This is a genomic window from Mesonia aestuariivivens (genome assembly GCF_019311235.1).
Classification (GTDB): Bacteria; Bacteroidota; Bacteroidia; order Flavobacteriales; family Flavobacteriaceae; genus Mesonia; species Mesonia aestuariivivens.
In genome coordinates this window covers 284362-296570 of sequence record NZ_JAHWDF010000002.1, presented here as the reverse complement: position 1 = coordinate 296570, position 12209 = coordinate 284362, and the positions used below count along the sequence as shown (strand labels likewise).

Here is a 12209-nt window from a genome sequence, read left to right as displayed (position 1 = left end):
GAATTTTCTTCAATTTTTAATAATTAGCTGTCCTAATATTATTTTAAATGGCATTCTTAACTAAAATACTCTGAATTTTATTAGGGTAAATGATGAATTATTATAATTTTGATAAAAAACATAACTACAATTTATGAAATCGGTAAGTACTGCTCCAAAATCAGCATTCAATTCTACTCCACATCAAATCACCAAAGAATTGCAACTAGTACTTTACAAGCGCTTATTAAAACCACGTTTGATAGAAGAAAAAATGTTGATTTTACTAAGGCAAGGTAAAATTTCTAAATGGTTTAGTGGTATTGGGCAAGAAGCAATTGCTGTTGGTGTAACTTCAGCATTAAATGAAGATGAATATATTTTGCCAATGCACAGAAATCTAGGAGTCTTTACTACCCGAGAAATACCTTTATACCGATTGTTTTCTCAATGGCAAGGAAAAAAAAATGGGTTCACAAAAGGTAGAGACCGTAGTTTTCATTTTGGGACACAAGAATTTAAAATTATAGGAATGATTTCTCATTTAGGTCCGCAATTAGGCGTAGCCGATGGGATAGCTCTTGCTCATAAATTAAAAAATGAAAAAAAAGTAACTGCTGTATTTTCAGGAGAAGGAGGCACTAGTGAAGGAGACTTTCACGAAGCCCTTAATATAGCTTCTGTTTGGCAACTGCCCGTACTTTTTTGTATTGAAAATAATGGTTATGGGCTTTCAACTCCTACTCGAGAGCAGTATTTCTGTGAACATATTGCAGATAAAGGTAAGGGTTACGGTATGGAAGCACATATTATTGATGGTAATAATATTTTAGAAATCTATCAAAAAGTAAATGAAATTGCCCAAAGTGTACGTCAAAACCCAAGACCTATTTTAATCGAATTTAAAACTTTTAGAATGCGTGGCCATGAAGAAGCCAGCGGTACCGCATACGTTCCTGAAGAACAAATAGCTACTTGGGAGAAAAAGGATCCTATTAATAATTTTCAGGAATATTTGTTAGAAAATAAAATTTTAACTGAAGAAGAAGATCTAAAGTTTAGAACAGCGATAAAGAAAGAAATTAATGAGCATCTTAAGATTGCTAATGCTGAAGTCCCAATAACTTCAACAGTAGAAGAGGAGTTAAGAGATGTTTATGCCGCTTTCAATTTTAAAGAAATTAAAGCGACATCAACGACCAAAGAAATTAGATTTATTGATGCCATTGCAGAAAGCTTACAACAATCCCTTCAGAAATATGATAATTTAATATTAATGGGGCAAGATGTAGCCGATTATGGTGGTGTTTTTAAAATTACTGAGGGTTTTGTTAAAGCGTTTGGAAAAAATAGAATTAGAAATACTCCCATTTGTGAATCCGGAATTATTGCCACGGCCATGGGATTATCTATAAAAGGGATGAAAGCTATTGTAGAAATGCAGTTTGGAGATTTTGTTTCTAGTGGTTTTAATCCCATTGTTAATTACTTGGCTAAAATACATTATAGATGGAATCAACATGCAGATGTGGTCGTTAGAATGCCTTGCGGAGCTGGAGTTGGAGCAGGGCCATTTCACAGCCAAACCAATGAAGCTTGGTTCACTAAAACTCCTGGTTTAAAAGTAGTTTATCCAGCATTTCCTCAAGATGCCAAAGGCTTATTAAATGCAGCTATTGAAGATCCTAATCCCGTTTTATTTTTTGAGCATAAAGCTTTGTATAGAAGTATTCGGCAAGAAGTTTCAGAAAGTTACTTTACTATTCCAATCGGGAAAGCTGCCCAGCTAAAAACAGGAACACAACTTAGTATTATTACTTATGGAGCTGGTGTACATTGGATTTTAGATTACTTAGAAGAAAATAAAATGATTAGTGCCGATGTGATAGATTTAAGATCGCTTCAACCTTTAGATGAAGAAGCTATTTTTGAATCAGTTAAGCAGACGGGCAAAGTTTTATTACTGCAAGAAGACTCTATGTTTGGCGGAATTATGTCTGATATTTCGGCTTTAATTTCTGAAAATTGTTTTGAGTATTTAGACGCGCCTATCAAAAGAGTGGCAAGCTTACCAACCCCAATTCCTTTTGCTAAAAATTTAGAAGAAAAATACCTTGCTAAATACCGCATAAACGATTGTATAGAGCAACTATTAGCCTATTAATTTGTTAGCTAAACTTTAACAAGTGATCGTTAAACATTCTTAATTTATAACAGAAAAACCATTACCAAATTTAAATTTGATCGCAATCATTAAAATACTTTGATAACCAATCATTTTTAAATTATGAAAAGATTTTTTTCTGTTGTAACTGTATGTCTACTTTTAGTAGCTTGTGGTACAACCAAAATTGAACGACAAGCAGAACGAACTTTTAAAGGGAGCTGGACGCTAAATACCATTACTTACCCCAATAATAGTGGATTTGTAGATGTAACATTGTTTCAAGATGCTACTGCCAATTGTTTTAGAAATTCCCAATGGAATTTTGTCTCTAACAATAACAAAGGAGTTTATACTCTAACTGGAGCAAACTGTAATTCAGGAACTAGAAATTTCTCTTGGATGGTTCAAGAAGAAAATCCAGAAGCAGGTTTATATGATTTCACTTTAAAACCTATAGGAGAAGGTGAAAATGCTAGAAGAATAGATACTGGTTATAGACTAAACTTAGTGTCTTTAACCGATACAAATATGATATGGGAACAAACTGTTTCTTATGAAGGAAAACCTTTTAAAATAAGAATGAGTTTTACAAAAATGTAATTTATAATTAATTCAACCTTAAAATAAAATTATGAAAAATATAGTAAATAAGACTTTAGTAGGAGTATTATCATTATCACTTGTTTTTACTGGCTGTGATGCTATTAAAAATGCCAATAACACACAAAAAGGCGGAGCCGCTGGAGCTGCTGGTGGTGCTGTAATCGGCGGAGTGATTGGAAATAATGTAGGCGATGGAAATAATACCGCATTAGGAGCTATCATTGGAGGTGTTGTTGGTGGTGCTGCAGGTACTTACATTGGTCATAGAATGGATAAACAGGCTAAAGAAATTGAACAAGAGATTCCTGGAGCAGAAGTAACTAGAGTAGGTGAAGGAATTAGCGTAACTTTTAATGAAAATAGCGGAGTTTATTTTGCAACTAACAAATCTAACATTAACGATAAATCTCAAGAAACATTAAATAAATTAGTAGGTATTTTTAGTGAATATCCAGACACTAATGTTTTAGTAGAAGGACATACCGATAATACGGGTGCCGCTTCTTATAACATGAAATTATCTAAAGAAAGAGCCATGTCTGTTACAAATTATTTAACGAGTCAAGGTTTATCTGGAGGAAGATTTACTACAAAATGGTACGGTCAAGATCAACCTAAATATGATAATTCTACCGCTGAAGGAAGAGCTAAAAACAGAAGAGTAGAGTTAGCTATTGTTGCTAGTGAAGAAATGAAGGAAGAAGCTCAACAAAAAGCAAACTAATTTTAAATTAGTTGATCATATAAAAAAAGCCGCTGAAATTTTCAGCGGCTTTTTTTATGAATATTATTTTTAATGATGCGTTTGCATCTTTTCTTTTTTCTTTTGTAGTTGAGTTTTTAACTCTGAAATGGTTTTGTTCACAGCCATATCAAAATTCTCTTCATTAGCTGAAGCAAAAATTTGAGGACCAGGAACGCTTAATTTTATTTCAGCAATTCTTCCTTCTTGTTTAGCACTTGAATTTTCGGTTTTAAAAAAGACTTCGGCACTTACAATAAAATCAAATCTTTCTTTTAATTTATTAAGTTTCTCTTTAGTGAACTCTTCTAATCTTTCACTTGCTGCTACGTGAACGTAATTAAAGTTTGTATCCATAGTTAATTATTTTAATTCGTTATAAAGGTACGATTTCAGTGGCTTTAATCCTATTTTTTTAATACGGTTTTAGCAAGATTTCATACTTCAACCCTTTTTAAATTAAAAGCGTGTTAAACTCAATGAATACACAACTATATTCTTTAAATTAATGTCTAAAAGTTAATTAAAAGAATAAAAAATGTCAGCACTCAACGTTACTCAAAAACTCATCAATGATCATTTAATTGAAGGGGAGCTTATTCCTGGAAAAGAAATAGGTATAAAAATAGATCAAGCTTTACTTCAAGATGCTACAGGAACTTTAGTACAGCTAGAATTAGAAGCAATGGGGTTAGACCGAGCTAAAACAGAAGTAGCTGTACAATATGTAGATCATAACTTATTACAGACCGATTTTAAAAATGCCGATGACCACTTGTTCTTAAAATCTGCCGCTCAACGATTTGGTTTATGGTTTAGTAGACCAGGCAATGGAGTAAGTCACCCTGTTCATATGGAACGTTTTGGGAAACCTGGTAAAACATTAGTAGGTTCAGACAGTCACAGTTGCGCAGCCGGTTCTTTAGGCATGTTAGCCATTGGTACAGGAGGTTTAGATGTTGCAGCAGCTATTGCTGGTGAACCTTATTACGTGAAAATGCCACAAGTAATGGGTGTAAAACTCACTGGTAAATTACCAGCTTGGGTGAGCGCTAAAGATGTTATTTTAGAAATGCTTCGCCGACACGATGTAAAAGGCGGAGTAGGGAAGATTATTGAATATTATGGAGACGGACTTCAATATTTAAGTGCCATGGACCGCCACGTAATTGCCAATATGGGTGCAGAGCTGGGCGCTACAACTACTGTTTTTCCTAGTGATGAAGAAACAAAACGTTTTTTAAAATCTCAAACTCGAGAAGAAGATTGGATAGAATTAAAAGCAGACGAAGGTTGCGAATATGATTTTCATGATGAGATTGTATTAGACGAATTGGTTCCTTTAATTGCTTTGCCTACCAGCCCAGGAAATGTTGTTCCCGTAAGTGAAGTGGCCGGAAAAAAAATAAGCCAGTGTGTAATAGGTTCTTCTGCCAATCCAGGCTTACGCGATTTTTGGATTGCCGGAGAAATTGTAAAAGGAAATGCGGTTCATCCAGAAGTAAGTTTAGATATTAATCCTACTTCTAGGCAGATTATTCAAAATATGATTGATATTAAAACCTTTGGAAATTTAATTACTGCAGGTGCACGCTATCACCAAAGTGGTTGTATGGGATGTATTGGTATGGGACAAGCACCAGCGAGTGGTACCATTAGTTTAAGAACTATGCCTAGAAATTTTCCAGACAGAAGTGGCACTAAAGACGATCAAGTACACTTATGCAGTCCTGAAACCGCTGCAGCTTCAGCATTAACAGGAAAAATTACCGATCCACGAGACCTTGAAAAATTGTATCATATGAAATACCCAGAATATGTAGATCCTGAAATTCATATTATTAATACAGAAATGCTTGTAGCTCCCCCAGAAGATAATGAAAATGTAGAATTACAAAAAGGACCTAATATTAAGTCACTACCTCATATTGAAGAATTAAAAGATAAAGCTGAAGTTCCAGTTTTACTAAAGATGGGCGATAATGTTTCTACCGATGAGATTTTAAAAGCAGGTGCAGAAGTGTTACCGTTTAGAAGTAACTTACCAGAAATTAGCAAATATGCATTTACTGTTATTGATGAAACCTATTATGATCGTGCCTTAAAAACGAAAGATGAATTTGGCGGACATATTGTGGTAGCTGCAGAAAATTATGCACAAGGATCGAGTAGGGAACATGCTGCTATCGCTCCAAAATACTTAGGCCAGATTGCGGTCATTGCAAAAAGTTATGCGAGAATTGCATGGCAAAATTTAGTGAATTTTGGAATTCTTCCGTTAGAATTTGAAAACCTAGACGATTATGATAAGTTCGAACAAAATGATACCATAAAATTTAAAAATCTAAGAAGTTCAGTAAAAAATAGAGAAACGATTAAAGTTGAAATCATAAAGGAAAATGGAGATTCAATAGAGATTCCTACCAAACATACAATGAGTGATCGGCAAATTAGAGTATTGCTAAAAGGAGGTATTATTAACGATTTTAAAGAAAAGTTGAATTAGTCTCCTAATCTCTAAGCATTATCCAAAAAAAGCCTGAAAATATTTTCAGGCTTTTTTTGGATATGATTCTTTGTTTATATCAATAAATTAATTTTATGGCTGCGGAATTTCACCAGTATCTGAATCAAATAACGGGTTTAAATCGCTCAATAGTTTTACTTGAACAGCTCTTTCTCCACGAACACCAATAGGAAAAACCAAAGTTTCAGGATTTTTTTCTAAAACTTTAATAGAATCATTTTTATCAAGATCTACGTGATCATCTCCATATAATTCTTTAAATATTGGGTGGTCTTGATCTATTAATTTATCAACCGTTACCCCTAACATTTCAGCAATTTCTGTCCATTCAGTTCCGGTAAGATTTGTTTGTAACAAATCGATAGTTAAAACTTCTAAATTTGAAGATTCTGCTCGCGCTCTAATCTTTTTACCTAGTTCGCTTTTAGAATCATAATATACAGTGAGTTGTCGTTGGTTTTTAGCTATGACTGACATAATTTAATTTTAATGATTAGCAATTATCATAAAGTACGTTCAATACGATTAATTGAGAAAGTTTTTATCATTTTTTTAGGAAGCTGAATTATCTCTATAAAATTAAGATTTGGTAGGATTTATAAAGTAACTTTGCATCAAGAAAATAAAACTATGAATACGTTTCAACAATTAGGAATTCGTAAAGATTTAATTAAAGGTTTAAAAGACTTAGGAATTGTTAATCCTACTCAAATTCAAGAAGAAACCATTCCGCAATTATTAAGTAATGCCACCGATTTTATAGGGCTAGCACCAACAGGAACTGGAAAAACTGCTGCCTACGGATTACCAATTCTACAAGATATAGAGATTGAAAATAAAGTTATACAAGCTTTAATTTTAGCGCCAACTCGAGAATTAGCACAACAAATAAAAAAACAACTGTTTAAATTTACCAAACATGTAGATGGTAAAATTTTCACGGAAGAAGTTTATGGTGGTGAGAAAATAAATATACAGATTGCCAATTTAAAGCGACCTACACATATTGTAGTAGCCACTCCAGGAAGATTATTAGATTTAATTGAACGTGGCTCTTTAGATTTAAAACATATTAAAACCTTAGTTTTAGACGAGGCAGATGAGATGCTAAGTATGGGGTTTAAAGAAGATTTAGACAAAATTTTAAAATATACTGGGACATCAAAAAAAACATGGTTATTTTCTGCAACTATGCCTACAGAGCTTAATCAGTTAATTAAAAAGTACATGTCCCCCAAAGCTATTAAAGTTGAACCTAATGGAAATCAGGTAAACAGTAATATTACACACCAGTATATTAGTGTAAGTCGTACAGATAAAGACGATGCTTTATTAAAATTCTTAGATCAGCACCAGCAAGAACGCGGAATTATATTTTCGCGTACCAAAGCTGGTGCGCAAAAGCTTACTAAATTTTTAAAAGAAGAAGGTTTTTCTGTAGATGCGTTAGAAGGAAATATGCAACAACGCGATCGAGAAAAAGTAATGCGAGCATTTAAAAAAGGAAGTTTACAATACTTAGTCTCTACAGATGTTTCTGCGCGAGGTATTGATGTGAATAATTTAGCTTTTGTACTTCATTATCAACTTCCAGAAAGTTTAGCTTATTACACTCATCGAAGCGGAAGAACCGCAAGGGGAGGAAACTCAGGAATTTCTATAGCTCTTATTTTACCGCACGAATTGCCTGAAGTGAAACAAATAGAAAAATCTCTTAATATAAAGTTTAAACAAAAAACATTATAAAAAAAAGCCGCTGAAAATTTCAGCGGCTTTTTTATTATAGCAATCTTAGGGATCAATTAAGATTCTAACATTGCTAAAAACTTATCTAAGTTTGGTAAAATTACAATACGAGTTCTTCGGTTACTTTCTCTACCTTCAGCTGTAGAGTTGTCTTCTAAAGGCATATAACTACTACGTCCAGAAGCAATTAATTGTTTTCCATCAACTTTATATTTATCTTGTAAAACTCTTACAATAGAAGTTGCTCTACGCACACTTAAATCCCAGTTATCTTCTAAGTAAGAATCTTTCACGATCGTTTGGTTATCAGTATGGCCTTCTACCAACACTTCCATAGAAGGCTCAGACTTTACTACTTTAGCTATTTTTTCTAGAAGCCTATTAGCTCTTGGATTCACCCAGTAACTTCCACTTTTAAATAATAATTCATCAGAAATAGTAATCTGCACAACAGTTTGGTCTACGTGAATATCAATTCCCTCATCTTCTCCTTCATTTAAAGATTGCGTCAAATTGTAAGAAATAGCTACATCAATCGAATCACTTAAAGTTTCAACTCCTTTTAATTTTTCAGGATCAACTTTTGCTAAGGTCTTGCGCATAGCTTCTTTAGACTTTACCGACATTGCGGCAATATTATCGACCATTTCTAATTTTTGATCACTTTCTTCTTGTAAAGAATTTATTTTAGCATAATAATTAGAGACTTGTTCTTGAACCTTGCCATATTTTTCTTCGCAATCTTCTTTAGCCACTCTGGTTTTCATTAATTCGCTACGCGTATTGTCCAATTCGTTTTCAATTTCTGTATATTTCTTTTTAGAAACACAAGAACCTAATACAAGACTTAGCGAAACTGCTGAAATCAACATTACTTTTTTCATCATTTAAATTTTATTGAGTTTTACTGAAAACAAACTAAGAGGTTTACATTCTTAAATTTTCTTTCAGAAAACTTATAGTTTTGTTAAAAGTGACTTGTAGAAATTTTACACAACCCTATTCAAAACATATCTTTGGTAAGATTATTGATTCTAAAACATTAATATTATCTTAAATTAGTACATTCAAATTTTACCCTTTACTTATGAAAAATATCATTTTATTCATTTTTTTATTTTTAAGCTATGTAGGCTTTGCTCAATTAGATAGTCCAAACACTATATCTAACGGAAATAGCTTAAGTACCCCCAGACAATTAAATTCAAGTAGTAGAACGGCGCCTAGCTTAAGTACTAAAAATAATAGTTTTTACAGAAGACCACAGTCCGCAAGGCTAGAGGAGAAGGAAGAAAAAATGGATATTACCGAAAATGAAGGATTTATTGATCCTGAAATAGATTTTGATCCTAAGTACTTAAAGCAAGAACCTGAAAAAGAAATGGCAGACAAGTATAAGAAAAATTTATATTTAGGTGATTTTAAAACGAAAAGTGGACAAATAAAAGTGATTTGTAGGGATCATCAAGCGATTGATGGTGATATGGTTAGGGTTTATAAAGATGGAGAAGTAGTGGTTGATAAAATTAACCTAGTAGCTAAGTATACAACCGTATATTTGGACTTAAAACAAGGATTTAACAAAATAGAAGTAGAAGCTTTAAATCAGGGGCAATCTGGACCTAATACTGCAGAATTTAAAGTAATTGATGAAAGTGGGAGAATTATAACTTCTAACATTTGGAATTTAGCTACTGGTTATAAAGCTTCTTTTATCGTAGTTAAAACCGATAAAGATTAGTGTACACGAGAATCTTTATGCCACTGAAAAGAAGAATAAATTTCTGTCTTTAATACATTAAATTTTTTATCCGCTTCATGATAAAGTAGAATACTATCGCCAACTTGATAGGGGATTGTAACTTTAGAAAATGAGGTTTTAAATTTTCGTATTAAAGTATCTTCTTTATACACGAAACTATAAGTATACTGCAGTTCTTGATTTGATAGTTTAGATTTGTTTATGATTAATGCTTTTCTCTTCACTATTGTATTTTCTTTTTGGCAAGCAACAACCAATATGAAACTTAAAAGGAAAACTAAGAGCTTTAATTCATTTTTACATACAATCATTTTTATTCAAAATTTAAGACCACTAAGCCTATAAGATTGCAATTTATCTAAATTATTTTTCTTCTGTAAATTCTTATGATGTTAAGGCTTTATCAAAAGATAACAAACTTTAAATAATAGTCGTATTTTAATTAAAAATCAAGAAGATGAAAACATTTCCATCAAAGTTTACTTCATTTTTAGGTGTTATAATCTTTGTATCTCTGTTGTTAAGCTGCGCCGGGCAACAAAAAATACAGCAAGAATCACTACAAAAAAAACAACTTAACAAGTGGATGCAAGATTCTACTTTTCAAATTGAACATCGTTGGATGAATCCTTTACGTGGACAACAAATTTCTTTAATAGGAAATCCTAATTTTATTAAAATATATGGAGACCAAGTAGAAGTTTTCTTACCATATTTTGGCGTTCGCCAATTTGGTGGCGATTATGGAACCGCTAGTGGTATCGAATTTGAAGGTGTTCCAGAAAACTTAGAAATAATCAAAAATAACGAAGAAGAATATACAATAAATTTTAAAACCAGCGCAAAAACGGAACACTATCAATTTAAGATTACTATTTATCCTAATCATAATGTTCATACGCATGTAACGACTAGTCAGCGAGACAATATTTCTTACGATGGAACTATCTCTGGAACAGATGAAAAAGAAGAGTAAGAATTAAATTATTTTATAGTATTCTACTACAAAAAATTCTATTTTACATAATATAAATTATAGTACAAATATAATATTCGAGTAAAATGACGAATACAGTGTATTTAACATAATTGTAGATATAACTAACACGTCAGTGTTTTATATCGTCAACAATTATGTTACAGCCATTTTACGACCTGAATTTCTTTTATATTCGTAAGCTATAATTCCATATTATGTAAAATATCCCAGAAAGTCTTGAATACACAATAAACTGTAGTACTGGGGTCATTAAACATTAGGCTCTTGGGTTTAGTACTGAATAAGAAACATTCTGCTGTTTGTACTATAATTAGACGCTATGTAAAATTGCCGCGCCCAACCGCTTTATTGTTTTTAAAAAATTAAATGCTTTATGGCATTTATTTTTAAACTCAATTTGCCACCGCTTGGCCACACCAAAAAAAGCTAAACCTTTTGCTATTAATTATAATTCTCGTATTCAAGGAAAATCCCGTAAAATTTTTTTCTACGCCATTCTCGCAAGCTAGCCACAAGAGTATAAAATTTTTCCTGGCTCTAATCCACGCTCTAAAATTTCTATACACTTGTTCTAATTGTGCTTTTATTTAAATTTTTAAGTGTTTGCATATCTTTTTGTCTTGATACAAAAAGAAACAAAAAAATCAAGGCTGCACAAACCTTTGGAAACAATGTACGGCTCAGTCGCTATATTTTAGAAAACATCGTAACTCATTAAGATTGCTTAGAACTTGCTTTAAAATTCTTAGATTATTAAGAGTATCTATTGCTAGCCCTCTAAAATATGTACGCTCATTCACCTATTGTTTTAAACAAAGTTTTCTGAGGCCGTTTTGCCAACGCTTCATCTGGGTAAAAACGCACTGCTACTATTTTACATAATAATATATAACTAAACTTTTAGTTTATTAATCATATTGTTTAAAGCATATTTTTCAAGCTCTTCAATGGATTTGCTTGATATTTTAATCTCCCAATTAGATAAACTAGGCATTAAACTCACTTCGTTATTTATAAAGTAATTGTTAGTAGAATCTCGTAATTGCTTAGATGAAATTAAATACACAACTCTGGGTTGTTTTTCTATGATTAAAACTAAAGCGATAAATAAGTTATCGTTTAGTTCTCCTAAATCTTGCTTTGGAATTTTAACACTCTGTTTTATAGTATCTAAGTCTAGCGGTTGTAAGTATATTTGGTGTTTTCCTATTAAAAAATCAACCCCTTCCCTCCCATCGGGTTTGGCGGTTAATTCTATACTATGTTTCTTTAATTCTGATTTTAGGAACTCTAAGGCAATCATTTTGTAGGAACTAATAACTCTCTAATATCTACATCAAGTATTTCTGCAATCCTTTTTAAATCTTTTAAATGAGGTTGTGATTTATTATTGCAAATAGCGGTTACAGAAGTCGTGCTTTTTCCAAGTTCTTCCGCAAGCCATACCTGCGATTTTCCTTGAATCACCAGAACTTCTTTTATTCTATTTATCCTTTCTATTGTCATAATTATTTGATGTATTCCACCTTAAATATATAATACATACTTATCAAAACATAAGTTTAAGTTGAATTTTAGTAATCTAAACTTGTGTTTTTAAAATTTAATTTATAAGTTTGAATTAACTTTATATAAGTTAAAATTATATAAATGTAATTTTTAATTAAATTTTTGTTGTTAATA

13 protein-coding genes are annotated in these 12209 nt (G+C 32.0%); 7 read left to right on the top strand and 6 right to left on the bottom strand.

Annotated features, from left to right (window positions below; translation table 11 throughout):
* The first annotated feature begins 133 nt into the window (after positions 1–133).
* The 3 genes from KW502_RS03025 (at position 134) to KW502_RS03015 (ending at position 3473) form a co-directional block, all read left to right on the top strand.
* The gene (locus tag KW502_RS03025; RefSeq protein WP_219039054.1) at positions 134–2143 is read left to right on the top strand and encodes an alpha-ketoacid dehydrogenase subunit alpha/beta; all 2010 of its coding nucleotides are present in this window, start codon (positions 134–136) and stop codon (positions 2141–2143) included.
* Between the two features lie 123 nt (positions 2144–2266).
* The gene (locus tag KW502_RS03020) at positions 2267–2746 is read left to right on the top strand and encodes a lipocalin family protein (RefSeq protein WP_219039053.1); all 480 of its coding nucleotides are present in this window, start codon (positions 2267–2269) and stop codon (positions 2744–2746) included.
* Between the two features lie 31 nt (positions 2747–2777).
* Positions 2778–3473, top strand: a complete 696-nt coding sequence (locus KW502_RS03015; protein ID WP_219039052.1) for a YiaD family glycine zipper/OmpA-like lipoprotein — start codon at positions 2778–2780, stop codon at positions 3471–3473.
* A gap of 69 nt (positions 3474–3542) precedes the next feature.
* Here KW502_RS03015 and hpf read toward each other — a convergent pair whose 3' ends face one another.
* On the bottom strand, positions 3543–3848 hold the full coding sequence (hpf, locus tag KW502_RS03010) for a ribosome hibernation-promoting factor, HPF/YfiA family (protein WP_219039051.1): 306 nt from the start codon (positions 3846–3848) through the stop codon (positions 3543–3545).
* Between the two features lie 181 nt (positions 3849–4029).
* On the opposite strand from hpf, the gene KW502_RS03005 reads away from it, so the two are divergent.
* Entirely contained in the window at positions 4030–5997 is a 1968-nt protein-coding gene (locus tag KW502_RS03005) for an aconitate hydratase (RefSeq protein ID WP_219039050.1), read from the top strand.
* 93 nt (positions 5998–6090) lie between these two features.
* Here KW502_RS03005 and KW502_RS03000 read toward each other — a convergent pair whose 3' ends face one another.
* Positions 6091–6495 carry an arsenate reductase family protein gene (locus KW502_RS03000; protein ID WP_219039049.1) on the bottom strand — a complete coding sequence of 135 codons (405 nt, stop codon included), beginning with the start codon at positions 6493–6495 and terminating at the stop codon, positions 6091–6093.
* 153 nt (positions 6496–6648) lie between these two features.
* Here KW502_RS03000 and KW502_RS02995 point away from each other — a divergent pair, with 153 nt between their 5' ends.
* The gene (locus KW502_RS02995) at positions 6649–7764 is read left to right on the top strand and encodes a DEAD/DEAH box helicase (protein ID WP_219039048.1); all 1116 of its coding nucleotides are present in this window, start codon (positions 6649–6651) and stop codon (positions 7762–7764) included.
* Positions 7765–7820: 56 nt separating this feature from the next.
* Here KW502_RS02995 and KW502_RS02990 read toward each other — a convergent pair whose 3' ends face one another.
* Positions 7821–8651, bottom strand: a complete 831-nt coding sequence (locus KW502_RS02990; RefSeq protein ID WP_369412507.1) for an OmpA/MotB family protein — start codon at positions 8649–8651, stop codon at positions 7821–7823.
* Positions 8652–8851: 200 nt separating this feature from the next.
* Between KW502_RS02990 and KW502_RS02985 the strand changes: the two genes are divergently transcribed.
* A complete protein-coding gene (locus KW502_RS02985) occupies positions 8852–9505 on the top strand; it encodes a hypothetical protein (protein ID WP_219039047.1) in 654 nt (217 codons plus the stop codon).
* Here the strand turns inward: KW502_RS02985 and KW502_RS02980 are convergent.
* Positions 9502–9750 (bottom strand): hypothetical protein, encoded by a 249-nt coding sequence (locus KW502_RS02980; protein WP_219039046.1) that lies wholly within the window; start codon positions 9748–9750, stop codon positions 9502–9504. The genes KW502_RS02985 and KW502_RS02980 overlap by 4 nt on opposite strands.
* A gap of 233 nt (positions 9751–9983) precedes the next feature.
* On the opposite strand from KW502_RS02980, the gene KW502_RS02975 reads away from it, so the two are divergent.
* Entirely contained in the window at positions 9984–10502 is a 519-nt protein-coding gene (locus KW502_RS02975) for a DUF4251 domain-containing protein (protein WP_219039045.1), read from the top strand.
* A gap of 916 nt (positions 10503–11418) precedes the next feature.
* On the opposite strand, the gene KW502_RS02970 is transcribed toward KW502_RS02975, so the two are convergent.
* Positions 11419–11829 carry a hypothetical protein gene (locus KW502_RS02970; protein WP_219039044.1) on the bottom strand — a complete coding sequence of 137 codons (411 nt, stop codon included), beginning with the start codon at positions 11827–11829 and terminating at the stop codon, positions 11419–11421.
* Positions 11826–12032 carry a helix-turn-helix transcriptional regulator gene (locus tag KW502_RS02965; RefSeq protein ID WP_255553996.1) on the bottom strand — a complete coding sequence of 69 codons (207 nt, stop codon included), beginning with the start codon at positions 12030–12032 and terminating at the stop codon, positions 11826–11828. The genes KW502_RS02970 and KW502_RS02965 overlap by 4 nt, the downstream gene beginning before the upstream one ends.
* Positions 12033–12209 lie beyond the last annotated feature (177 nt).

Coding starts and splice junctions, on each gene's coding strand:
- KW502_RS03025 (WP_219039054.1), top strand. CDS start 134: ATGAAATCGGTAAGTACTGCTCCAAAATCAGCATTCAATTCTACTCCA.
- KW502_RS03020 (WP_219039053.1), top strand. CDS start 2,267: ATGAAAAGATTTTTTTCTGTTGTAACTGTATGTCTACTTTTAGTAGCT.
- KW502_RS03015 (WP_219039052.1), top strand. CDS start 2,778: ATGAAAAATATAGTAAATAAGACTTTAGTAGGAGTATTATCATTATCA.
- hpf (WP_219039051.1), bottom strand. CDS start 3,848: ATGGATACAAACTTTAATTACGTTCACGTAGCAGCAAGTGAAAGATTA.
- KW502_RS03005 (WP_219039050.1), top strand. CDS start 4,030: ATGTCAGCACTCAACGTTACTCAAAAACTCATCAATGATCATTTAATT.
- KW502_RS03000 (WP_219039049.1), bottom strand. CDS start 6,495: ATGTCAGTCATAGCTAAAAACCAACGACAACTCACTGTATATTATGAT.
- KW502_RS02995 (WP_219039048.1), top strand. CDS start 6,649: ATGAATACGTTTCAACAATTAGGAATTCGTAAAGATTTAATTAAAGGT.
- KW502_RS02990 (WP_369412507.1), bottom strand. CDS start 8,651: ATGATGAAAAAAGTAATGTTGATTTCAGCAGTTTCGCTAAGTCTTGTA.
- KW502_RS02985 (WP_219039047.1), top strand. CDS start 8,852: ATGAAAAATATCATTTTATTCATTTTTTTATTTTTAAGCTATGTAGGC.
- KW502_RS02975 (WP_219039045.1), top strand. CDS start 9,984: ATGAAAACATTTCCATCAAAGTTTACTTCATTTTTAGGTGTTATAATC.
- KW502_RS02970 (WP_219039044.1), bottom strand. CDS start 11,829: ATGATTGCCTTAGAGTTCCTAAAATCAGAATTAAAGAAACATAGTATA.
- KW502_RS02965 (WP_255553996.1), bottom strand. CDS start 12,032: ATGACAATAGAAAGGATAAATAGAATAAAAGAAGTTCTGGTGATTCAA.